Source organism: Pseudomonas sp. ES1 (assembly GCF_050586605.1).
Classification (GTDB): domain Bacteria; phylum Pseudomonadota; class Gammaproteobacteria; order Pseudomonadales; family Pseudomonadaceae; genus Aquipseudomonas; species Aquipseudomonas sichuanensis.
Map to the genome: position 1 here is coordinate 22,218 of NZ_JBOBDM010000001.1, position 20,205 is coordinate 42,422.

Here is a 20,205-nt window from a genome sequence, read left to right on the forward strand (position 1 = left end):
GGCTCTGCTGGGCCTGATAGGTGATTTTTGGGTTGCAGCCGTGCCCGTCGCGCAGCCGGTGGCAACTGCTTAGCTAGAGCGAGAGGCGGATGGCGATTTCTGAAGCGGATGGGCTACTGGGGCAGGACGCGATCATTCTGCATGGCTCAGATTTGAGTCAGAAGGACGCCTTAGCTGCTGCACGTATTGGCTACGGCGGCAGGCCAGTGTGTGTGGTTGAGGACTGGGTCATCCTGAATGTGACCCTAACTGAGGCAGAGCAAGCCAGAGTCTACGAAGCGGGTTGTAAGCCGATGTTCCTGTTCGCTCACAAGGTCGTTTATGACGAGCGTCGTCGCTTCCAGCCAGGCAACTGGGTGAGGTCGTCCATGGGCACTTCCTTCGATGATGGATACGTGTTCGTAACCAGGAACACCGTGTACGTATTGCTCGGCCCTGGTTACCGCAGCACATCCTCTATCCAGGAAATTTTTTCTATTTATTGAGCAGTAGCCACGATTTCGCTCCGGCTGCTGAGGCAACTCTATGTTTCGTACACACGTAAATGAGATCGCAGGCGTCCCAGGGATGTTTGGAGATGGCCTGACGCACTGGCATGGTGTTTCTCGGGCACTGGCTAGTCACTGGTTTCACGTGAGCGTTAAGCGCTTTCACGATGGTCGCTTCGTCGCTTATGAAGAGATGGTTAACGACGAGCCTCGTCTGGTGGAACTGCTCGTGGCCCAGGACGAGGAGCTGGTGGTACAGGAAGTCCAGGTCGTCAGTCCTTCGTGGATGAACCAAGGTTCAGGCTGGAGGATGGAGAAGCTGACGTTGCTCTCTATGGGATACACCCAGGCTGGTGTGCCCACGTCTGTCCTTGAGGTCGAAGGTGGAGCGGTGTACGTCGATACACACGATCCCTGCTTCGATGTCGATTCTCTGACCGGATTGAAAGAGCTGTATAGGAGCCGTGTAGCAAGGGCGGATGCTGCAGAAGAGCCCCGGAGGGCGTAGGCATGACAGAGGACAACATGGTAGCGGTCGACTTTCACGTTAAGCGCTACTCGGACTTTGACCTACTACGGATCGCTCGAGCTGTAGGCCAAGGGTACGAAGGCGAGATCACCGCGTTTCTGGTGAACGTCCACATTCATCGGCTGAGCGCTGTTGGCGTCGTCTTCGGGCATGTGCGGCAAGGGCCTCATGGTCGTTTTGCCGATGGGCACCTGATCCAGACATCCGACATCATGAATGTCAGGAAGGAAGGCAAGTTCTGGGTGATCACGACCATGCACTCGCGGTACGTGGTGGCTACCTTCCGCCGTGATGGTGGGCGCCGGAGCTTGAGGGATTTTTGTCGCCTGGTTGGAGGCCACTTCCCCAATACACAGCTGCACTGATTTAGATCGAGCCTGCGCATGCCGAGGTGTGCTCAAGGCCTTCCCCTGCCTGTCATTCATGAATTGAGCAAGGAGCTGTAAGTGTTTATAAAGTTTGAATACCTGAAATTTGCTGGCTGCCTAGAGGATATTCGAGTTTTCGAGCATCTCTCGGGTTTCGTGCAAGTCATCATGAAAATCGACGGCGTGTTAATCCCCAACTGCAAGATCCCAATCCAGATCTATGAAGACCTGGAGCAAGGGTCTCATGTTGAGTTTTATGCTCTCGTGCAGAACTCAAAAAACAAGGTTAAAAATACCGCAATTGTCCTTGCAGCCAAGACTGCCAGCGGAAGGCTCCTGCGCGTGCCGAGTATGCGCTACAAAGTGCAGTTGCATTTTTGGGTGATTGCGGCGATGTGGGCTGCAATTGCATTTGTACTAAGCTGGATTGCCTTAGTCTTTGGGGCAGATTTCTTGATGGGTAGCCGCTCGATGTCGCTGCAGTGGGCTTTTATCAACTCGGGCGCCTCAGTCATAGGACTGCTGACAGGGGGATTCTTTGTGGGTTGCGGTATTTACCTATTTCACAAAACCTCAGTTCTCGATACGTGGAAGTCGATTGCACCCGCCCTATTAGTAGAGCGTTTCAGCAAGCTGCACCGCTGACTTCAGGGCGTGCCGCATTCGCGGACGGCTGTTGTGAACCAGGCCCCACATTCGTGTGGCCTTGCCCTGCGGGCTTCCATCCTCACGCCTTCAGCCATCCGTGGCCTGCGCGCTCCGCTTGCCGTTTGGTGTCAAACCCTTGTTTATAGGGGTTGTAACGTAGTTTTTGGAATGTAACATTGACGCTGTTACATTCCCGAAAATGCGTTACATCGCTAGTTTTTAGAGGGCGAGTCAGCTTCACTGAGCTACAGATTTTTGGACAAGCTCGACCTGAGATGACTAAGACTTTCCTCGGCAATTTCTGTAATCTGGCCCGATCATAGCTCCCCAAGGAACACCTCCCCAAGGAACACCTCCCCATGTCTCGTCTTGCCGAATTCCGCCGCCTTGAACTCCAGCTTGCTCAGCAGCTCGCAGAATTGGAAGCGATGAAAAATGAAGGTGCCATTCAGGCTGAAATGGAGTTTGAAAACAAACTCCGTGCCCTGCTTGGTGAGTACGGTTTCAGCCTTCGCGAGGTGATCAGCATTCTTGACCCTCAAGCTCGCGGTCGTGCTGCGGCTCCAGTTTCTCAGGCGAAAGCGACTCGTAAGCCACGTGAAGTGAAGACTTACAAGAACCCGCACAACGGCGAAGTGATCCAGACCAAGGGCGGCAACCATGCCATCCTCAAAACCTGGAAAGCCGAGCATGGCGCCGAGACCGTGGAGTCGTGACGTCAGTAATCTCCGCACCTTTAGCGGAATGGCTGCGATCCGCAGCCTAAGTGTCCGGCGACAAAACCTCTCTGAGGAAAAGACCTCTTTAACGACAACCTAAATCTCGTCGTGGAGAGCCGGAGACCCCGAGCAGTACCTTGTGAACCGCCCCTGTTGGCGGTTTTTTTTGACTGCCGATTCTGTTGTTGATACGGCGCTGTCCGCGCTGCCTATAGCTTGAAGGCGTGAAGAATACGAGGTGGCTCCTCCACGCCTGTCTGGCAGTTGTAAAATTAGCCAGCAACGGGTTCTGCAGGGCCTTTGAGCTCGATCTGATTGCCGTCAGGGTCGAAGCAATAGATCGATGGGCCATTGCCTTCCGCGCCGTAGCGAGTGACGGCATTTTCTGCGTGGATACCGTGGGCATGCATGTGGTCGAGGATCGCCTGTTCATTGAACGGCTCAACACGAAGGCAGAAGTGATCAACATTTCGTCCTTCCTTCCCCGCTGCGCCACCGCCGCTGGCGCTCAGTGGGCCCTTGATGTCCACCAGGTCAATCATCGAGCTATCGATGTCGCCTCCATGAATGGCTCCGGGCGATATAGATCAATCGTAAAGGGCACTATTCATCATGGCCAGTCGACTTTGTTGGGCGCGCGTGATATAGAGTTGGCTTTATTATTGATAATGTTGGGGGTGCAACTTTGAGTGGATCTAGACATCATCATTATCTTTCCCAATGTTACCTAAGGGGTTTCACTCAAGGCAGTGCCAAAAATTCTAAGCTCACAGTGCTGGACTTAAAAAGCAATACCAAGTTTGAAACAATTCCAAGAAACGTTGGCGGTATGCGCGATTTCAATCGTGTAGAAATTGCAGGCGTTGACCCTGAAATTGTTGAGAAAGCACAAGCCGATTTTGAGGGTGAAGTAGCAACGGCACTCAAGAAACTTGAGGCGACCTCTGATTTTTCTGGTGAGACGAAAAATGTCATTCTAGAGCTGATTGGCATGTTGGCAATTAAGTCTCCAGAGATGCGAAAGCATCTGGCCGAGCCGCAAGTGAAGATTGCAAAGCTAATGATGGCCATGAATTTGGAGTCGAAAGAAAGGTGGGAAGCTCAGGTTGCTGAATTTATAAAAAGCACAGGGGAGGATATTTCAGGTGGTGCAACTTACGAAGAGGTGAAAAGTGCATTCGAGCGGGGTGCACTTGAAGTGTCCGTGTCGAGAGAGCACCAGATACAGATGGAGCTGGCTGGGATGCGGGAAATAACAGAGCTTCTCCACCGGAGAAACTGGGTTTTATTAAAACCTGACGATGAGGCTGGTGAATTTATCACTACTGACAATCCTGTCAGTTTGACTTTCAATAAACCAGTGGCCTCTGCTTATGCCTCGCCCGGCTTTGGCTTGCCAGATACAATGGTTTATTTCCCGGTGTCAAAAAACTTGGCTCTAGTAGGTGAGTTTGGGGGGAGGGGTGGTGTGCAGGCAGCGAATAAATATTTGGTGGCAATGTTGAATAGCAAGGTGATTGCGAATAGCTATCAGCGAGTTATCGCGTCGAAATGTAATTTTAATTACATAGCAAAGGGCGGTGCGATGCAGCAGGGTAATGCGCTGTTATAAAATCCCCCCTAAGGTGTTGGCTACGGATGGTCTATTCTAAGCAATTCAGACAGTGGACAGTGTTGAGGTCATAGGCGTTTTGGACACCGTGAATGCACAGTGGAGATGCGGTGCCATGAAACTGGCCAGCATGCCTGTCGATCCATCTTGGGGTAGCCTTGCGGCTCGCGATCTGAGTCTCAATGAGCTCATTTGCGTGCGCTAGGGTTTTCAGTGGGTGAGCCTCTTCTCAAGCTCTTTGAATTGCTCACCGAGGCGCAGTCAGTTAATCAGGCGCTTTCAGGCTCGGCTCAGTGATCTCGTCAATATCTATCGACTCTGGCTGAGCTGTTTCAAAACTCCCAGGGGATATCCATTTATTTGCCTCTTCTAGGAACTCATAGAAGCAGTCTCGAAGGGAATCCCTATAATCAGTCATATTGCTGAAATAGCGTATAAAATTCTTGTGGCCTTGGTCTAGATTTGCTGTGTCGTCATAAAAAACTTGAGAAGGTCTGTAAACCTCACTTTCTGGATGTTTTTCGTACTCATCCACAAACAACCTGACCTTGTCGGTGATGACAAGCCATTGAAGTGCTTTATCGGGCCCAAGAGGAGCTGCGATAGCTAGGGTCTGCTGGAAGTCCGCGAATCGAGAGTGCGCGGTGAACAATGCACATTTCAATTTGGCGTAATCAGGCTGTTCCTTTACCTCCTCTAAGAATGCGTCGATCCTTTTCTTCGTCAGCACGTTCACATCTGCCTGCGTAATCGCCATTGTGTGAGCGAAAAAATGCCTTTTCTCGTAAGCCTGAATAACAGATGCGATCAATAAATTGAGTATACCTATAGCTTTTTGTTCGTTCTTATAGCGCGGCCAAAGGTCAATCAATAGGTAGAAAAAGTAGGCTGCTATGAGGCCTGTTAGTAAATCCCCAACAATGTCCTCAAAAGCGTCTGATCTGAGTGCAGCGATGAGGCGGGGCCAGTCTTTCATAGTCTCCGGTACGTCAAACTTGATTTTGACCACGAGCAACAGGGCAAAGGCAATCCAAGTACCACAAAACAACCAGAACTCCCTGCGATCCTTCAAGAAGCCGAACATTCTCATCTCCATCAAGAAGGGCGCCGCAGGGCCCATGTGCACTCAAAACCGACATCATACTGATGGTACAGCCTGATCAGCCAGCTCGCAGGATTACCAAGGCCGGCCAAGAAGGCGTAGAGCGCCTTTACCGTGAAGGCTTTCGATACAGCAGGCGGAGGTGATGCTTCTCGAACTGAGCCGGCGTGGGGAGATTACGGGAGATCTGTTCGCATCGGCTCAACCGATGGCCAGTGAGAAGCTCAGATTGTTTTAGACACTGTGAGCGTCCGCTGGGGACGAGGCACCATGCGCCTGGCGGTGTGCCGGTCGACCCTTCCTGGGCTTGCGGCGCGAGATGGTGAGCCAGAGCTAGACCACAAGAATGGAAGAGCTCTGCTGTCTACAGTAAATAGAGGGTGGGCACGCAGCGGCTCTAACGGAGCCGCAGTAGCTGTCACTATCCTCCCGTCACCCAAAGGTAGGTCTGCCAGAGACCAACCCCGATTCCCACAACGGTGGCGACAAGTGCAGCTCCTTTCGCGAACCGGGCTTCGAAGAGCCGGTCAAGGGCGACTCCGATGCCTTTGGACGCAGTTCGGAGCTTTCCTGTTACCATTTTTCGAACTGTGGAGTTCAGGAAGCCAATTTTCGACAAAGTCGAGTTATGCATCCGGATGAACTCTTTGTTCTCAAAGGCCTGAATCTCCTCTTTACCTTCTAGGAAATGTCGAGGAAGCCCACCATTCAGCTCCATCAGCGACTTCATTTTGGGGTGGCTGGCGTAGCCGGAACCATAACGGTCAGCTAGAAGGTCGTTCAGATTCAGCCGGCGCTCAACGGGGATCACTGGAGCGTCTCTGCCGCCCAAAGCTCGGTATCTGTGCTCTAGATGTTCGAAGCCGTAGGTCAGGTTTCGCATGTTCCAGTGGATCCAGATTTTGTCGCGACGGTCACGCACGAACCGGTAGAAGCCGGTCAGAAGCTCCAGCTCAATCGCATCAAAGCTAGCCATCACCTCGTCTCGCCCGATTCGCAGCTCCTCGGCTATAGAGTGCGTAGAGAAGCTGACTGCTTGACCGGTCGCATAGTGAGTGATGGCTATAGAAGTGATCCGAGGTGAGAGCCCCTCGTTGTCGTCGTATAGGCTTTGGCAAGAATAGTGAATGGTGAAAAAATTTTGAGGCGCATTTTTGACTTCCCGGATGAAGGCCCGGCTATCCGTAATGCTCATGTCTCTACCTACGCCAGTTCGGCACCGAAGTTCGCGACCGGTGATCATGAAGCTGTGCGGAGGTAACGGCAATAGCGTTGATGGCATGGCCGCAATTTTGGCAAGCGGGCTGTGCATATTCGCTTATCAGCCTAACGTTGTTGATGGACTATCCTTCCCTGGCTCACGTTGCTTGGATTGCGTAATGCTGGCATGGCATCGAGTGGGATAGCCATGGCAAAAGGGAGAGCTGGTGAAAAGAGATCTGAGCAAGATGCTGATGCCCGACCATCCGCTGTACACCGAGGCTGTGGAAGCGCTGAAGGTCTATCATCAGGCCGAGGCTGATGGAGTCGTGGGGATTGAGCTTGAGCGTCTGCGGTTGATGGCTGAGCATCGTTTTCAAGCCGTCACTGATTATCAGCTTCGAGCCCTTGGCGGGCCGGCAGAGAAAGGCCACTGAACCTCTGGCTGACCACATCTTACCTATCAGCTATTCAAGGCTTTCTGCACGTCGTCGACCGCACCGATCCAGTGACGGCCCTTGTCGCGTGGGCTGAATCCCAGCCTTTTGGCGAACGCTGATGCGTTGGTATTGGCGGACTCGATGGCCAGGTAGCGATAGCCGAATTGGGGAGCCAGTTCCACCAGACGCTGCACCAGCGCTCGACCATGCCCAACACGTTCCTTCGTGAAGCCGATCCGAGCCGGGACGAGGCACTCTCTTGGCCAGTAGTCATTTGGCTTCACAAACATGCGGATGTAAATGTCGAACTGCAGGCTCAGGGCCGACACGGTCGCGAAAGTTCGTCATATCGCGGGGCTCTGGTAGGGGACAAAACGGGAAAGTATTGCCAAATGTTACAGCCCGACGAGGCTGGAACCCGCATGTTTGAAGGGCTGTGCATCCATACAGCACGATTTTGGGATCCAACTAACAATTTGCGCACAAGTTATCCACAAGGGGGATACCTTGCATTGCCAAAATGACCCCATTATCTTGTATCTCGTTCCGCTAGAAACCCCACATCTTGTGTTTTTGGCGGGCACGCTGCGGATTCAGAAAGGCAGCGGGTATGCGTGCAAAGTTTGGTCGCCGAGCACGCATAACCGCCTTCCCTGAGCCAATGCGGACATTGGTGGGACGCGCATTAGAGAAAAACCGAGTCTGGCTGTCAACCATCCAGCCCGGTTTTCCGCTCAAGGGTTGCTCCTGCCTATTTGATCCAATATCGATACAGGAGCACATCATCGTGCCGAAAAATACGAAGCAAACCTCTTCCACTGTAGCCACCCTGGCTTCCGAAGTTCTTCGCAGCGGCAGCTCTTCTGCGATCCAGAAGGAGCTGGCCGGCTCGGCTATGTCGCAGGCATCCACTGGTAAGCAAACCAGTGCCGAAATGGAGACCAAAGCCAGCCGTGTTCTCGAAAGCGACAAATACAACGCCACGACTAAAGCGCTTGCAGGCTCGGTGCTTTCTCAATCGAACAAAGAGCGAGGCAACTGACATGGCCCAGTATTTCGTGAATCGGAACAAGCAAGCCAACGGCGACCATGAGGTGCATACCAGCTCTTGCATCTACCTGCCTGCTCCTCAAAACCGCCTCGACCTCGGTTACCACACAACCTGTGTGACCGCTGTGCGCCAGGCTCGGAACACTTACCCCCAGTCCAACGGCTGCAAAACCTGTTCTTCCGTGTGCCATACGCAGTAGTCGTGGCCTAGCTGAAGACCAAACCAGGTGCTGCCCGCTTCATGGCGGGCCCACCTACGACTGTCGAGCTCACCGGGGAGAAAATTCCATGAGCTATCTCGTTTACTGCACGTTTGATCTGAAGAATGCGTCCTCGAGAGATTATGAGAAGGCGTATGAGGATCTGAATGCGATTGGCCTAGCCAAGGTTGTTAAAGCAGATGCTGGCCAAAACGTGGTGATTCCAACGACTTCGACGATGGGCTTCTTCAACGGATCGGGAGCAGGTGCCGTGCGCGATTCGGTTTGCAGCTCTGTTCAAAAGGCGTTCGCCAATCGGGGGTTCACCTCCGAAATCTTCATTGTCGTGGGCGAGAATTGGGCCTGGGGTGGGGCCACTACTTAATGGTTCATGGCCCTACGGATGGGGCCGATGACCACAAAGAGGCATCCAATTTTCACAGAGCGTCAGACTCGACCCTGCTTTCTGTATCGGAGTGGGTCTTGGGGCTGGTTTTCTTTCGAGCAGCAACGGCAAGCGGGTGGTTATGCTCGCGTGATCCCGAGTGGGCTCGCCAGCGTTGGCGGCGCTCTCGCCGTGGCGTATCAACCTGACGTTCTTCATCGACTATCCTTCCCTGGCTCACGCTGCTTGGATTGCGCAATGCTGGCATGGCAGCAAGTGGGATAGATCAGTACAAATACTTGAGGAAGCCTGTCGTCTGGGCAGAACAGAGTTTGCTCCACGTTACTGTTAACGGCAGGCTAGAAGCCCTGCGGCTTCTCACCCGCGCTCCATCACACATCGCTTGGCTCAATAAAATGTGAGACCAGGTTCCGGACGTCCCTACTTCCTTGCCAACCCTGACCCCGTGGCAATCTTATGCTGGACGGAGATGCTCTGTGATTTCCCGAGCTCGCTCAGGTGAGACATGGGAAGTGGCAGTGCCTAGCTGACACCTATAGTCAGGTGATCCTATGGACAGAATGATGGCAGTTTAGTAGCTTTGGTCGCTTGATGATCCACCTCTCCGGCTGGTTTGGGTACACCCTCAGGGCATACCTTCTTCAACTCTTGTAGCGTTGAGGGCGCCCAATAGTATGAGATTTTTTTGATAGGTGATGGAATGCTGAGCAGGAAAGCTATTTTGATTGGGGCTCCTAGCGTAGAGACATATCTGCCAGGCGTTGTCCAAGATATTAAGGATATGAAGGCGTTTCTATGCTCTCCTATTGGTGGAGCTTGGCGAGAGGATGAAATAGTCACACTCGTCGACCAGTCCAAGGCCACGGTTACCAAATACCTCAACTCATGTGCGGATGTGGATTATGTCTTTATCCTCTGCGCAGGGCACGGAGAGCATCAGGTGCTCGGCACTAACGGTAGTACCGTAATTTATTTGACAGAAGAAGATACACTAAGCATCGACTCTATAAACTCTCGGGGCAAACGCCAGTTTGTGATTGCGGATGTATGTAGGCACGAACGAACGATAGCAATATCGGAGGTTCTTCTAAAGGCTGCCATGGAAAGTTACAGTGCGGAAGATAAATTTGATTATCGTGCTGCTTTCGACTCTGCGGTGATGAACTGCTCTGAAGGTAGGATTGTCGCTTATTCTTGTAGCGTGAATCAGTCCGCAGGTGAAGATGAAAAGGGTGGTGCATTTACTCAGGCTCTTATGGCTAGCCCAAATGCTTACCTACCTGAAGGAAGTCATGGTATTGTAAATGTTAAACAAGCATTCGATTGGGCTCACAGCCAACTTTCTAAGAAAAGCTCTGCTCAAACCCCCGTATTTAATGCCGGGCGCCGTCTGGACTATTATCCGTTCGCCGTGATAACAAAATAAAATGCCAGACTACGACGAAACCAAGTGGGGAGCAATGGATGTCAATTACTTAGTAGTCGAAACAGACGGCTACATTGTATTTGTTGATTCATCCAATACTCTGGACTGGAAGACTAGCGACGAGTACGACAAGGCTAACTCACATAGTCAGGCGGGGCGGCAAAAAACTCTATCTCAGATAGGAATATTAGAGTGTAAACCTAATGGCCACCTTCCGGATAAGTTCTCCTTGGATTTTAAAAGATTGCTAGGGGAAGCCCTTGCCTGTGCACTTGAGGGTGAGTTCGATACGGCTTCTGGAATACTCGCCAATGCAGAGGTTTATCTAAAAAATCGTAGTGAAGAGATAGCTCGCGAATGGTATTTGACAGAGGCAGGTAAGGCAGTCGCTGTCATTTTAACCATGGGCATCGCGATATGGATATTTAGAGATACGGCAAAATCTGTGATCGGTGCCATGCCTTTTCAGTTGATTTTGACAGCGGTTGCTGGGGCCATGGGTGCTTTACTGTCGATCATCATGCGCATGGGCGGCGAGAAGCTAGACTGTCATGTGGGAAAGAATATTCACGAACTTGAAAGCCGCTATCGGGTAGTAGCTGGCATGCTTTCAGCAGTATTTGTCTATCTTGCGGTTAAGTCTGGCCTAGCTTTCTCCTTCGCTGATAAAGGTGGTGCTGGCTTCTTGTTTATCGGTTTCTTATCAGGGCTCACCGAGCGTCTTGCACCAAGCATTTCCGCAAAAGTGACGGATACTGAAAAATAGTAAGTAATTGAATAGGCAATAGCCACCGGTTTTTCCCTCGACAACTCTAACCAGTGGGGATTTAGAGCTGCCTAACAGGAGCCGCCTTGGGCTCTGCACTATCTATCTATAAATATATCCGCGATCACGAACTCAAAGAGGCCCTCAGGATCTCTTCGACTCATTAGTCTTCGGTCTTCGGGCTTGCCCCGCTGGATAATTTTCAGGGGATGTTTTCTGTAGCAGGCCGGTATAGCAGACCAGCTTTTTGTCTTCAGCAGTCTCCCGCTGATGACGTTGCGACAGGGAGAAGTGATGTGACGATTGATCATCGACTGCAGAGCCTGGAGATCGCGAGGCGCAGTGCGCTGTGGGCACTTGCCGATCTAAAGCCTGGAGACGCTCGCGCTGAAAAGGTGCTGGCTGAACTCGACGAGGTTGAACAGGGCCTGCAGGGCGTCGTGAGCGTTGATCAACTCTCGGCCCAGGAACTCGTCGATGTTGTCACTACGAAGCTCCACAACGGCGTCCAGCTGATCGCTGAGGACAGCATCCCTGAACCGTGGCTGCAGCGCTTTCAAGCGGCGAGTGTTGGCTCTACCCGCCTGGCAGAGGGGCCCTATCTGCGCGACTTCGAGAAGTTCGTGGCCGTGTGGCATAAGGAGCTTGAGCACCTGAGTGCCCATCGCAGTAAGATGGTCGCGATGAAGAGAACGATCCTGGGCATGGCAGAGGCCGGCGAGCCGCTCTTGCAGCGGGCTCTCCAAGCCATCCGGGCCCATCAGCAGGCGGTGAATGAAGGGAGGTCAGCCGAGGAGATCGAAAGGCTCCGTCTCGAGGCTGATCACCTGTATCAAACCGTCATCGACTTCCAGTTGCACAAGGCTGGCACGCTTGGCGACCCACTCCACCAAAGAAAAGGACTGACCTAGGATCGAAGTAATCTTTATTGGCCTCGTGCTGTATTTACCGCAAGCTCGAGTTTTGCTGATGCAGCAATAGCTTGATCAACCATTGCTTTGCTCACCATCTCTTCTCCTCCATGCATAATTGCATGTCTTAAGGAGATAAGAGTTTTAATTTTTTTGGTAAGCTCTTGGTCTATAATTTTTTTGCGAGCTAAAGATTCTAAGATTTGAGAGTTTGGAGTTCTCTTGTCTTGTTGGTGGCGCCCTTGCTTGGTCGTCTTGTACGAGAGATCAATGCATTGGGATAGAGCATTCTCAATGCGAGAGTAGTTCTCAATAAATTTGTTGAAGTTACCCTGTTGGCCCTCACGAAAAGGGTCGATTTTCTTCTGGATTTTCTTGCTTGCTGACTTTATGTTTCCGGGTTGAACGATGTCAACGATAAAGAAAAATATGGCTAGGAAGGAAATTCCAAATAAACACTGTGCTGAGTTCATAAGTATAGTGAGGCGCTGGATGTCTTTGTCAGTCTCATAAGCTATAACCAATGAGGCGACACAGATTGTTGTCATTGCCAACGCTGTGATGAATGATAGCTGCTGAAAGTATCGGTTTTCTAGTTTTTCAATGGGTTCGGCGAGCGTTGGGTCATCTTTGGCCTCGCGAATGAACTCGCTGCGAAGGAATATATAGCCGGCGATTGTTAGGCCGTAGATTGCAGCAATTACTTGGGCGGAGGTCGAATACAAATACATGATTTGATTTTCGTTTAGCTGAACCCAGGCGTTGTCCAAGCCTTCAGTGCAAAAGTAGCGTAAGGATACTAGGAGAGTGAGTAGGAGTGTTCCGAAAATGACACGGTTCGGAATAGCGTGGGCCTTAAGCATTTCGCGTCCTTGAGCGTAGGCGTTTCATTTACGTATAAACATCTTGGGCTAGCCCAGGGGGGTAGCATCATGAGAGTAATGCCATTATGCCACTTTTGGCGGTGGAGGTATGCTGCCGCGCCCTGTGGCGTCGCAGCTGCATGATCATGAGCCGTGGGGTGGGCATCAGATGAAAAAGCACGCAGCTCAATTTCGTGTAGCTGCCGATCCACACCTCGATGAGAGGCTTTCTTGTGGCCTTTGCAGGCCTGGCTGCGGGGCTGAGTTACGTAGGCTCCTGATGTGCACCAAGGGGACTGGCGGGTAGGTGTGGTAGTCGGTTTCGGTTGAATGCCGAAGGCGAAGCAGCTACTCTCAGCCATTACGCCATCGAGGCTCGTTCGGGAGCCGGGCATGGCTGTAGAGGTGGCACTGGCAAATCCAATCGCACGCTCACTGGTCAGGAGTCAGGAGTGCTAAATGCTAAGCTGGGATGAGTTTGATAGAGAAGAAGGCGGAACTGTAGCCTCTACGATGAGGACTATGTCTTCGATAAGGCGTGGCGATCTTTACGCTAGCGCTATAAGGCGGACGCGGGATTCTATTTGGAGGAGATACAGGACTCAACACATACGTATTGGCGGTGATGACGTCGCTGTCGCGTACTGGGTCAGTAGAAGCATAGATCCATTTTCAGTACATGATATATTTGCGCTCCTGAAAGGTCAGGCTGATCGTTTCAAGTTTGAGTTGTGCATGGGCACACTCGATGCTTTCGCAAAAGTTGTAATTGCGCTATGGCTTCAATCCCTTCGTACAACCTTGACTACACCCTTCTCTGCTTATGATGCTGAACTGAGTGTTCGCAGGCATAGGCTTCGCATCTTCTCTTAATTAAGTTTTTTCACTCAAAAACTAAATTAAGAGGCTTTACATGCAAATCAATGTCCAAGGCCCGAGCGGCCCCGGTTCGGATAAATATCCGCCGCAGTCTATCCACATTACTGTCAATTTTGGGGCTCCCTGTCCCGCGCCGCCAGAAAAGTCAAAAGTCCAATGGCTTAAAGTTCTTGGAGTTGGCGCGACTGTTATTACAATCGCTACAAAGGTGTACGGGCTATTCGTTAAGTAAGTAGGTGGAACAGCATGCTCATTTGTGAAGCCTGGAGCAGTGCTGCTTAAGCTGATCTTCGGATACGAAAAACGTGCAAGCCTGGCCTCAAAGCTCAGCTTCTGAGGGCTCATCATTTATCAGGCCTTCGCTCAGGGTTCGGACAACGGAAAGTGTCTAGCCGAACCCTGACATTGCGCAATCCCTGGAGCCCTCGCCACGCCTGGCTCACAACGAGGAAGTCTCCTGGTTTTTTCGGATTTCTTAGCGGGTTTTTCCGCACACCGTGCGCATGTCACGGAACCTCAGGCGGCGCAAGCATGCAGGCGGGCTTACCATTCTTGGTGATCACGAACGAGTGCCCCTGCTGCAGGAGCTTCATAATCCTCTGGAAACGCCGTCTTGCCTGCGTTGCGCTAATCACCTGCATGCCGAAGCCCTCGCTCTCGCAGAACTGAGTTGAAAGTGGCCAACTCTTCAGCCGACCACCCCCAGTTCACTCACATTTCAGGATGGATGTCGTCGAAGAAGTTGACGTCCAGCTCGAACTCCAAGGTGCCGAAGCGGGCCAGCAGATCATCCCGCAAAGCTCCCTCGGCATACGACTCAACGTCCACAAAGTAGCTGTAGATCATCCCGTCATCAGAGGTGTTCGCGGTTACTTCGGCATCTGCCAGAAGCTCGGCATCCTCCTGGGATATCTGAAGCTCACTCGCCAGCGCTCGCGCCATGCTACTGCGGGGACGGTTCTCCTCTGCTTCAATGGCCTGCTGCTGCGCCATGTACTCCCATTCACCCCTGCGATCACGGTCTGCTTCCGTTTCGCTGCCGGTGATGGAAACACCATCTTCCCCGAGCGACCACTTGCCATCCCGCCGAATCAGATCAATTTCAGCTTGGAGGAAGAAAGCCGTGCCGTAGTAAACCCGATCAGGATCCTGCTTGCCTTGCCAGGTAATAGACATGTCCAACTTGAGTACGCCAGTCGCATCGTCATAGGCGGCTGACTCCACCTCGTATTCGCCGATAGCGAACTCGCTGGCGTTGGTCTCGGCCATGGGGTCGGAAAGCAGATCCTCCAGCTCTTGATCCAGCTCGGAGAACACATCGTTTTTGTGGAGGGCGTCCTTGAAGTCACGCACGCCAAAGGCGGCGAGCATCAGGCGAGGATCCGTGGGGTTTCGCCGGGCGACGACAACGAGCTCGTGGTACTCCTCGAACCCTGCCTGACGCGCAAGCGCTTCTTGGGCAGCAGAAAGCTTGATGTCGTATTCACGAGCAAGCTGCTTACATTGCGATTTGATGATGCTGAGAGGGGAAAAATCGGACATGGCAAAGTCTCCAAAATCAGTTGACGCTTTTGGTTACCGATTGCCTGTTCACCGGGCAGCGTCTGATTAGGGACATGCCGATGTAAAACGGAGGGTGAATCTACGATGGGCTATTGCTTCGCGAAACAGGCGCCAGGCGACCATCACCGCCTGGCCCGATCATAAATCAGCCAAACTGACTCCGCAACAGGCTGCAGAAAGGGCATCGCCAGGCTGGTTTGACGGGGAGTGCTATGAAGGATGTTTGGGTATCAGAAACGACCGCAAGCGGAGCGTGCCGGCTCACGATGGGCCAGAGGCGAGAAAATGGAAACCCAAAAGGGCCGGAACCTGGCAAAGCCAGGGTTCGGTAGTCGTGGACGGACGAGGCGGTGAGGGCGGGCTTCAACAAGAAGTATTTCCAGAACGTTTACTCCCTTTCTGCGGGTATGCCCATAGCTCGTACATCAGCTCTATGCAGATGGGGGAGGCGCAGTCGATGGATGATCAGCGGATGCTGGCCCTAGTAGCTTTGCAGACCTCCGTGCACGTTATGGCAAGAACGGTGCCGTTCTATGCGGAGCTGTTCCCAAGAGGCCGGGCTGTCTTGGAATCGGCGCCGGCAGAGGCTCAGAAGGTGGCCTACTTCTGGGGCTTCACGAGTGAAGATATGGATCACCTGTTTGACGAATGACAGGAGGTGAGGGCATGCCGCTTCGCGGCCAAGCTGTCGTAAACCGAGCCTCTGCGTTCCGCATCGTCTCGGCCCTTTCGGGCTGACATCCTTCATGCCTTCGGCATTCCTGGCGTGCGCGCTCCGCTTGTTATTTGTTTTTCTCTATGACGGCCTTAGCTCTATAATTTAAATCTACCCTAGGTGCGTTCATAATGGTATTCGTGTGGATTGATAAAAGCGAGCCACTGCTGGTTTTACACGCTGAACAATTACTATCTAAGCTCTAGGAAATAGAGTGCTTAATATTCATAAGAAAGTTTTTCAAAGCGGTATCGCTCTCATCAAGCTCGTCGATCCTTGAGTCGATTTGAATGGTTATGTCCTTGATGATTGGGTTGAGACTCGTAACAATTTCTATTAGCTCAAGGCGTTTAAATGCGAGTTTCTCATAGGTTGTTATTCCTTTGTCTGAGATTGGAGAGTAGCGTAGGTAGTGTAGTTTTTCTGTTGCAATATGGATAAATTTTATATGGGTGTCGTATTGGAAAGCATCGCTGTTGGGGTTTATTATAAGATGCGAAATGTTAGGAGTGTCTACGCTTGGGCTCTTCATGTAATTGCAGTCGATGCAGGCGTAGGTAAGGTTCTTCATGTTGAAGATGTATTTCGGGTTTTTGCTTTTCCCCCTAATGTGTTCAATGTGCCATGACATGCCATGCTGGCCCATTACTCGCTTGCAGTAGGCGCAGCGACCTGAGATTTTTTTCTTTAAAAGTTCTTTGACTTTGCTTTTTAAGGTGGTTAGTGAAGTGTGTTCGGAAGCTGTGATTTTGGTTTCTTTTTTCTTTGACTTTAAAGCGTCGTCTGGTCTGGAGAATACACTCCATGCCTGGCTCGCAGTTATGGTTTCATCGCTAATGCATTGTTCAAGTCTATTTAATACCCCCAGGGCTGTTGCATCAGCTAACTTTTTCATTTGCCTTCCTTGCATTTCGCAGTTGAATGAGCTCTAGGGCTTGATCTATCACATTCTGTTTGTCTGGCTGAAGGTTGTCGGTATCCCTTAGTTCTTTAAGTTCAACAACGCTGTTTTCGTTGGGTTTCGGTGAGGTTGCATCAAGTACGAGTTCCGCGATTCTGATATCAATTGCTTTTGAGTTGTATGTTGGGGTATGAAAATGCATCAGTGTTAGATCATCGCAGCTTCGAATTTGGTCGGCGTCAATGATCTCGAAATTCTTGTCAGCTGAGTCAATGTTTATTTTCTCATGTGCTCCTTTTAAAACAAATATCGTATCGGAGCGGCTGTTTCTCGCAGCCTCTGAAACCAGTACCGGTGAGTGAGTGGCTATAACTACATGGTAGTTTCTGTAAGCGGCAAGCATTTTTATAAGGTTTTTATGAAACTCCATTTGCCATTGCATGTGAAGGCTTATTTCCGGCTCGTCAATCAGGATCAGAGCGTGCCTAGAGGCTCGGCTAATGATTTTTAGTCCGAGCGATATAAGATTCCGCTCGCCAGAGCTTAGCTGTTCAAATTCGTGCTCGACTTCTTCATCTTTTAAATAAAGGGTGACGCTTGGACGGGTTTGCAAATAAGCTATCATTAGATTAGCTTCATCTGGGAGAAGTTTTCGAAAGTTTAGGCCGTTATTTAATATTTTAATTATTTTATTGCGATCTGATGTGTTGAATTTCTGGTTGAATTTATCTGGCTGGATTCTTCGACGGTCTATGGTGGATGCAAGGTTCTCTGAATTCAGATTCTCGGTGGCTCCAAGTTCGATATGGAATTTCTTTTCCAATGTTTTTTCGAGTTCAACGAGATGCTTGTAATGCCCCTGTGCTACTGACTCTAATACCAGAATTGCCATTTGCCTGCTTAAGGCAGATGAAAATATTGCGTTTCCCGAACTGCGCAGCCCTAGATATCGTCTAATTCGCCCATCTCCAAATGTGAATCTATCACTAGCGGCAGTTGTAATGCATAGTATTGATTTTATTATGCTGTTGGTGTTGTTTTCATAGTGATCGCAAATATCAGATAGTAGCCGGCTTTTGCCTGAGCCGTTATCTCCTATTATATACGATATCTTAGGATTCCGATTGTTTATTACGGATTTGTCTATGATGTTTGTCAGGTTTTTCAATAAGGTTGTCAATTGGGAGTTCCGGTGTTCTTTAGGGTTTTTTAGTTTGAAGTTTCAATGCCTTGCTGCGGTTTTTCGTGGCCAATTCCTACATTGCTGAATCAATGCGTTAGAGGGATAAAAATTAACCTATTATAGTTGCGCTCTCCTTAACGCGTAAGGTGAGGAGTCGCAGGTGACTAAGTGGCCGAAAGCGATCTCACTCTCACTGGTAGCCCGATAGTTGCTTTTCCTGATCCATTCCACGAGCTGATCCGAGAAGTTCTCTCTCTTAGAGGGATGAGCTTTTCCAATGCCTTCCAATGCAGAACCTTCCAAGTCAAGTCTCGTGGTGTGGCGAGATGCCATCGCTGGTAAAGGTATCTTGTCTCGCAAGATTGATCTACCGATGGGCGGGGACTGAAGTGATGTGTGCTCGCCGTTGAAAACGGCCAGGCTGGCGTGAACTGAGCCTGGCATCGGCTGAGTCTCGGCCCTAAGCGCGTTCGGGTCAGCATCCGTACCGGCATGTTCAATCCTGACGAGGCGAAGTATGTGAACGGCCTGCTCGTTGAACTGCCATACCCTACGGACGACACTCGTCTGCTCACCAAGGCTGCGCTGGAGGGGGGCGAGCGTGTTTATCGTGAAGGCTTCCGATACAGCAAGGCCGAAGTATTGCTGCTCGGCATGAGCCAGCGTGGGGAGATCACAGGTGACCTTTTTGCAGCGTCCCAGCCTGCGTCCAGCGAAAAACTCATGGGTGTCCTAGACACCGTGAATGCCCGGTGGGGACGCGGCACCATGAGGCTGGCCAGCGTGCCTGTCGATCCCTCTTGGGGCATGCGGCGGGAAATGATGAGCCAGAGCTTCACTACAAAGATGGACGAGCTTTGGACGGTCTACTGTAAGTAGCAGTACCGGTAGAGGGAGGGCGGGAACGATCTATTTCTTCATCGAGGACACGAACGAAAGCGTGAAAATTGGCCGAGCCAAGGACGTCGAGCAGCGGAGAAAAGCTCTTCAAACAGGCAATCCCAGAAAGCTCCATCTGCTGGGTTGGATTCACACAAAAAACGGCGCCGATGTATCTCTGGAGAAGTCCCTTCACAAGGAATATTCCCCTCATCGAGGCTCCGGTGAATGGTTCGACATAGACCCTGCGGACGTTTTGCCTATTTTAGCTCGGCACGGAATTGATGGCTTCGCAGGGCTCTCGGGCAAATCATTCGAGGTCATCGGCCATGACCAAGACGGTATCCCTGAGTATCACGGAGTGTGGGCGTGGGGAGATTTGGAGCATTACGAATGCTGCCCTTTCTGCGGAAGCTTTTGCGGCCTGCAGTATCAAGAGGCATCTTGCATGTACCACTGCCTGCAGTGCGATGCGTTTACGTCCCTCGAAGACCCTAACCATCAAGAAGAGGAGTGATGTAAATCGCCGGACAAAAGAAAGCCCGCTGCTAGGCGGGCAAGGTCTATCACACGTAGGGATAGCTGGAGTCTCGGGCATCGCATGTGAAAAGCGCGTAAAGATAAGGTCAGCAAAATACTGACGTTCGTAGTTGAGGTTTCAACGACCGAGAGCCCAGCCCCTTCCGTCCGTATGCCTGCTGAGCGAGAACCCCTGACAATTCGGGATATGATTCGCTACCTCGTACTGACGCCAGTCCTGCATTGCATCACCGTCGATCTCCTGCGGCTTTTTCTCGAGGAGCCAGCGCACGGTGTTGAGGTACTGGCCATGCGAAAACACCACGATCTCATTGGCCGAGTGTTCTGCGATTCGGTCAAGAAAATGCAGAGCTCTCGCCACAAGATCATGGAAGGACTCTGCTCCTACACCGTCCGAAAAGCCAGGATCTGATCTCTGCCAATAAGCATCGACCCAGCCTCGCCGCTGTGCGAGCGTCGTATCTACACAGCGTGCCGGCGCAAGGTAGGTGAATTCGTGAATCGGCCAAGTTTCGAAAGCAGCACCAGGATAGAGTGCCGTGGTAGCCAGTGCGGTTGCTTGGGCACGAAGGAACGGTGAGGCCAGAATGAGGCTTGGGGCGCTGGTGATCGACTGAGCGACGATACGGGCTTGCTCCAGGCCTTTTGCCGTCAGAGGAATGCTTGCGTGATCCCTAGTTGGCTCGCCAGCGTTGGCGGCGCTCTCACCATGACGTATCAGCCTGACGTTCTTCATGGACTATCCTTCCCTGGCTCACGTTGTTTGGATTGCGTAATGCTGGCATGGCATCGAGTGGGATAGCCATGGAGAAAGGGA

Annotated in this window: 23 protein-coding genes and 3 pseudogenes; 15 read left to right on the plus strand and 11 right to left on the minus strand. The window is 51.4% G+C overall.

Features of this window, described 5'->3' with window-relative positions:
- Nucleotides 1–89: 89 nt before the first annotated feature.
- The 5 genes from ACQ4N9_RS00115 to ACQ4N9_RS00135 all read left to right on the plus strand — a co-directional run bounded on the left by ACQ4N9_RS00115 (nt 90) and on the right by ACQ4N9_RS00135 (nt 2,749).
- Complete coding sequence (locus tag ACQ4N9_RS00115) at nt 90–485, plus strand: DUF6957 family protein (protein WP_430931856.1); 396 nt, start codon at nt 90–92, stop codon at nt 483–485.
- A gap of 40 nt (nt 486–525) precedes the next feature.
- The gene (locus ACQ4N9_RS00120) at nt 526–996 is read left to right on the plus strand and encodes a hypothetical protein (protein WP_430931858.1); all 471 of its coding nucleotides are present in this window, start codon (nt 526–528) and stop codon (nt 994–996) included.
- A gap of 2 nt (nt 997–998) precedes the next feature.
- Complete coding sequence (locus ACQ4N9_RS00125; protein ID WP_430931860.1) at nt 999–1,382, plus strand: hypothetical protein; 384 nt, start codon at nt 999–1,001, stop codon at nt 1,380–1,382.
- Nucleotides 1,383–1,463: 81 nt separating this feature from the next.
- Nucleotides 1,464–2,030 carry a hypothetical protein gene (locus ACQ4N9_RS00130; RefSeq protein WP_318866055.1) on the plus strand — a complete coding sequence of 189 codons (567 nt, stop codon included), beginning with the start codon at nt 1,464–1,466 and terminating at the stop codon, nt 2,028–2,030.
- 362 nt (nt 2,031–2,392) lie between these two features.
- The gene (locus ACQ4N9_RS00135) at nt 2,393–2,749 is read left to right on the plus strand and encodes a histone-like nucleoid-structuring protein, MvaT/MvaU family (protein ID WP_430931863.1); all 357 of its coding nucleotides are present in this window, start codon (nt 2,393–2,395) and stop codon (nt 2,747–2,749) included.
- 275 nt (nt 2,750–3,024) lie between these two features.
- Here ACQ4N9_RS00135 and ACQ4N9_RS00140 read toward each other — a convergent pair.
- A pseudogene (locus ACQ4N9_RS00140) lies at nt 3,025–3,300 on the minus strand (VOC family protein); the annotation flags it as partial.
- A gap of 137 nt (nt 3,301–3,437) precedes the next feature.
- Here ACQ4N9_RS00140 and ACQ4N9_RS00145 point away from each other — a divergent pair.
- Nucleotides 3,438–4,364, plus strand: coding sequence for a DUF4238 domain-containing protein (locus tag ACQ4N9_RS00145; protein ID WP_430931865.1), 927 nt, complete (start codon nt 3,438–3,440; stop codon nt 4,362–4,364).
- A 265-nt stretch (nt 4,365–4,629) separates the two neighbouring features.
- On the opposite strand, the gene ACQ4N9_RS00150 is transcribed toward ACQ4N9_RS00145, so the two are convergent.
- Together ACQ4N9_RS00150 and ACQ4N9_RS00155 are read right to left on the minus strand one after the other, a co-directional pair.
- Nucleotides 4,630–5,448: a hypothetical protein gene (locus tag ACQ4N9_RS00150; RefSeq protein WP_430931867.1), complete on the minus strand. Its 819-nt coding sequence runs from the start codon at nt 5,446–5,448 to the stop codon at nt 4,630–4,632.
- A gap of 439 nt (nt 5,449–5,887) precedes the next feature.
- Nucleotides 5,888–6,661 (minus strand): hypothetical protein, encoded by a 774-nt coding sequence (locus tag ACQ4N9_RS00155; RefSeq protein WP_430931869.1) that lies wholly within the window; start codon nt 6,659–6,661, stop codon nt 5,888–5,890.
- A 232-nt stretch (nt 6,662–6,893) separates the two neighbouring features.
- Here ACQ4N9_RS00155 and ACQ4N9_RS00160 point away from each other — a divergent pair, with 232 nt between their 5' ends.
- A complete protein-coding gene (locus ACQ4N9_RS00160; protein ID WP_430931871.1) occupies nt 6,894–7,103 on the plus strand; it encodes a hypothetical protein in 210 nt (69 codons plus the stop codon).
- Nucleotides 7,104–7,129: 26 nt separating this feature from the next.
- Here the strand turns inward: ACQ4N9_RS00160 and ACQ4N9_RS00165 are convergent, their stop codons facing one another.
- Nucleotides 7,130–7,435 (minus strand): GNAT family N-acetyltransferase, encoded by a 306-nt coding sequence (locus ACQ4N9_RS00165; protein ID WP_430931873.1) that lies wholly within the window; start codon nt 7,433–7,435, stop codon nt 7,130–7,132.
- Nucleotides 7,436–7,893: 458 nt separating this feature from the next.
- Between ACQ4N9_RS00165 and ACQ4N9_RS00170 the strand changes: the two genes are divergently transcribed.
- A complete protein-coding gene (locus ACQ4N9_RS00170; protein WP_023128610.1) occupies nt 7,894–8,148 on the plus strand; it encodes a hypothetical protein in 255 nt (84 codons plus the stop codon).
- A gap of 296 nt (nt 8,149–8,444) precedes the next feature.
- The gene (locus ACQ4N9_RS00175; protein ID WP_319903169.1) at nt 8,445–8,741 is read left to right on the plus strand and encodes a hypothetical protein; all 297 of its coding nucleotides are present in this window, start codon (nt 8,445–8,447) and stop codon (nt 8,739–8,741) included.
- 129 nt (nt 8,742–8,870) lie between these two features.
- Here the strand turns inward: ACQ4N9_RS00175 and ACQ4N9_RS00180 are convergent.
- Nucleotides 8,871–8,960: pseudogene (locus ACQ4N9_RS00180) on the minus strand (histidine phosphatase family protein); the annotation flags it as partial.
- A gap of 502 nt (nt 8,961–9,462) precedes the next feature.
- Here ACQ4N9_RS00180 and ACQ4N9_RS00185 point away from each other — a divergent pair.
- The 3 genes from ACQ4N9_RS00185 (at nt 9,463) to ACQ4N9_RS00195 (ending at nt 11,865) form a co-directional block, all read left to right on the plus strand.
- Entirely contained in the window at nt 9,463–10,188 is a 726-nt protein-coding gene (locus ACQ4N9_RS00185) for a caspase family protein (protein WP_430931876.1), read from the plus strand.
- Nucleotide 10,189: 1 nt separating this feature from the next.
- The gene (locus ACQ4N9_RS00190) at nt 10,190–10,954 is read left to right on the plus strand and encodes a hypothetical protein (RefSeq protein ID WP_430931878.1); all 765 of its coding nucleotides are present in this window, start codon (nt 10,190–10,192) and stop codon (nt 10,952–10,954) included.
- A 683-nt stretch (nt 10,955–11,637) separates the two neighbouring features.
- A complete protein-coding gene (locus ACQ4N9_RS00195) occupies nt 11,638–11,865 on the plus strand; it encodes a hypothetical protein (protein ID WP_430931998.1) in 228 nt (75 codons plus the stop codon).
- Between the two features lie 14 nt (nt 11,866–11,879).
- Here ACQ4N9_RS00195 and ACQ4N9_RS00200 read toward each other — a convergent pair whose 3' ends face one another.
- The 3 genes from ACQ4N9_RS00200 to ACQ4N9_RS00210 all read right to left on the minus strand — a co-directional run bounded on the left by ACQ4N9_RS00200 (nt 11,880) and on the right by ACQ4N9_RS00210 (nt 15,149).
- Nucleotides 11,880–12,728 carry a hypothetical protein gene (locus tag ACQ4N9_RS00200; protein WP_430931880.1) on the minus strand — a complete coding sequence of 283 codons (849 nt, stop codon included), beginning with the start codon at nt 12,726–12,728 and terminating at the stop codon, nt 11,880–11,882.
- 1,385 nt (nt 12,729–14,113) lie between these two features.
- Entirely contained in the window at nt 14,114–14,248 is a 135-nt protein-coding gene (locus ACQ4N9_RS00205; protein WP_430931882.1) for a type II toxin-antitoxin system Phd/YefM family antitoxin, read from the minus strand.
- 70 nt (nt 14,249–14,318) lie between these two features.
- Nucleotides 14,319–15,149 (minus strand): hypothetical protein, encoded by an 831-nt coding sequence (locus tag ACQ4N9_RS00210; protein ID WP_430931884.1) that lies wholly within the window; start codon nt 15,147–15,149, stop codon nt 14,319–14,321.
- Nucleotides 15,150–15,627: 478 nt separating this feature from the next.
- Here ACQ4N9_RS00210 and ACQ4N9_RS00215 point away from each other — a divergent pair, with 478 nt between their 5' ends.
- Entirely contained in the window at nt 15,628–15,822 is a 195-nt protein-coding gene (locus tag ACQ4N9_RS00215) for a hypothetical protein (protein WP_430931886.1), read from the plus strand.
- Nucleotides 15,823–16,087: 265 nt separating this feature from the next.
- Here ACQ4N9_RS00215 and ACQ4N9_RS00220 read toward each other — a convergent pair whose 3' ends face one another.
- Nucleotides 16,088–16,780 (minus strand): HNH endonuclease, encoded by a 693-nt coding sequence (locus ACQ4N9_RS00220; RefSeq protein WP_430931888.1) that lies wholly within the window; start codon nt 16,778–16,780, stop codon nt 16,088–16,090.
- The gene (locus ACQ4N9_RS00225; protein ID WP_430931890.1) at nt 16,764–17,678 is read right to left on the minus strand and encodes an AAA family ATPase; all 915 of its coding nucleotides are present in this window, start codon (nt 17,676–17,678) and stop codon (nt 16,764–16,766) included. Before ACQ4N9_RS00225 ends, ACQ4N9_RS00220 begins: the two co-directional genes overlap by 17 nt.
- Nucleotides 17,679–18,431: 753 nt before the next feature.
- Between ACQ4N9_RS00225 and ACQ4N9_RS00230 the strand changes: the two are divergent.
- Both ACQ4N9_RS00230 and ACQ4N9_RS00235 read left to right on the plus strand, forming a co-directional pair.
- Nucleotides 18,432–18,848 (plus strand): annotated as a pseudogene (locus tag ACQ4N9_RS00230) (DUF4113 domain-containing protein); the annotation flags it as partial.
- Between the two features lie 28 nt (nt 18,849–18,876).
- Entirely contained in the window at nt 18,877–19,365 is a 489-nt protein-coding gene (locus ACQ4N9_RS00235; protein WP_430932000.1) for a GIY-YIG nuclease family protein, read from the plus strand.
- Nucleotides 19,366–19,506: 141 nt separating this feature from the next.
- Here the strand turns inward: ACQ4N9_RS00235 and ACQ4N9_RS00240 are convergent, their stop codons facing one another.
- The gene (locus ACQ4N9_RS00240; RefSeq protein ID WP_430931892.1) at nt 19,507–20,124 is read right to left on the minus strand and encodes a histidine phosphatase family protein; all 618 of its coding nucleotides are present in this window, start codon (nt 20,122–20,124) and stop codon (nt 19,507–19,509) included.
- Nucleotides 20,125–20,205 lie beyond the last annotated feature (81 nt).

Excerpts from the sequence above, each read along its gene's own strand:
- ACQ4N9_RS00115 (WP_430931856.1), top strand. The coding sequence starts at position 90 with ATGGCGATTTCTGAAGCGGATGGGCTACTGGGGCAGGACGCGATCATT.
- ACQ4N9_RS00120 (WP_430931858.1), top strand. The coding sequence starts at position 526 with ATGTTTCGTACACACGTAAATGAGATCGCAGGCGTCCCAGGGATGTTT.
- ACQ4N9_RS00125 (WP_430931860.1), top strand. The coding sequence starts at position 999 with ATGACAGAGGACAACATGGTAGCGGTCGACTTTCACGTTAAGCGCTAC.
- ACQ4N9_RS00135 (WP_430931863.1), top strand. The coding sequence starts at position 2,393 with ATGTCTCGTCTTGCCGAATTCCGCCGCCTTGAACTCCAGCTTGCTCAG.
- ACQ4N9_RS00150 (WP_430931867.1), bottom strand. The coding sequence starts at position 5,448 with ATGTTCGGCTTCTTGAAGGATCGCAGGGAGTTCTGGTTGTTTTGTGGT.
- ACQ4N9_RS00155 (WP_430931869.1), bottom strand. The coding sequence starts at position 6,661 with ATGAGCATTACGGATAGCCGGGCCTTCATCCGGGAAGTCAAAAATGCG.
- ACQ4N9_RS00175 (WP_319903169.1), top strand. The coding sequence starts at position 8,445 with ATGAGCTATCTCGTTTACTGCACGTTTGATCTGAAGAATGCGTCCTCG.
- ACQ4N9_RS00185 (WP_430931876.1), top strand. The coding sequence starts at position 9,463 with ATGCTGAGCAGGAAAGCTATTTTGATTGGGGCTCCTAGCGTAGAGACA.
- ACQ4N9_RS00190 (WP_430931878.1), top strand. The coding sequence starts at position 10,190 with ATGCCAGACTACGACGAAACCAAGTGGGGAGCAATGGATGTCAATTAC.
- ACQ4N9_RS00195 (WP_430931998.1), top strand. The coding sequence starts at position 11,638 with ATGAAGAGAACGATCCTGGGCATGGCAGAGGCCGGCGAGCCGCTCTTG.
- ACQ4N9_RS00200 (WP_430931880.1), bottom strand. The coding sequence starts at position 12,728 with ATGCTTAAGGCCCACGCTATTCCGAACCGTGTCATTTTCGGAACACTC.
- ACQ4N9_RS00205 (WP_430931882.1), bottom strand. The coding sequence starts at position 14,248 with ATGCAGGTGATTAGCGCAACGCAGGCAAGACGGCGTTTCCAGAGGATT.
- ACQ4N9_RS00210 (WP_430931884.1), bottom strand. The coding sequence starts at position 15,149 with ATGTCCGATTTTTCCCCTCTCAGCATCATCAAATCGCAATGTAAGCAG.
- ACQ4N9_RS00215 (WP_430931886.1), top strand. The coding sequence starts at position 15,628 with ATGGATGATCAGCGGATGCTGGCCCTAGTAGCTTTGCAGACCTCCGTG.
- ACQ4N9_RS00220 (WP_430931888.1), bottom strand. The coding sequence starts at position 16,780 with ATGAAAAAGTTAGCTGATGCAACAGCCCTGGGGGTATTAAATAGACTT.
- ACQ4N9_RS00225 (WP_430931890.1), bottom strand. The coding sequence starts at position 17,678 with ATGGCAATTCTGGTATTAGAGTCAGTAGCACAGGGGCATTACAAGCAT.
- ACQ4N9_RS00240 (WP_430931892.1), bottom strand. The coding sequence starts at position 20,124 with ATGAAGAACGTCAGGCTGATACGTCATGGTGAGAGCGCCGCCAACGCT.